This window comes from Ideonella azotifigens (genome assembly GCF_006519715.1).
GTDB lineage: Bacteria > Pseudomonadota > Gammaproteobacteria > Burkholderiales > Burkholderiaceae_C > Ideonella > Ideonella azotifigens.
The window spans coordinates 1-293 of the sequence record NZ_VIDT01001217.1 but is presented as its reverse complement, the minus strand read 5'-3'; the positions used below and the strand labels follow the sequence as shown (position 1 = coordinate 293).

Annotated in this window: 1 pseudogene; it reads left to right on the top strand. The window is 67.6% G+C overall.

The annotated features are described in order from the left end of the window. A pseudogene (locus FKP22_RS33345) lies at positions 1–293 on the top strand (hypothetical protein); the annotation flags it as partial.

Sequence of the window (293 nt, the reverse complement as noted above, 5' to 3'; positions counted from 1 at the left end):
GACGCTGGCGTGCGCGACACCCTGGTGGCCATCAGCGGCGGTTGGCGCTACGTGGACGCGCAGACCCGGGCCGAAGAGACCTACGACAGCACCGGCCGGCTCAACAGCGAGAAGCGGACCGATGGCACGGTGCTCACCTACGGCTACAGCACGGGCGCGAGTGATGACGCCCCGGCCGCCGGTTATCTCTTGACCGTGCAGGACCAGCTCGGCCACCTGGTCAAGTTCAAGTACGACGCCACCGGCGTGATCACGCAAGTCACGCGGGTGGACGGCCAGACCATTGGCATGGG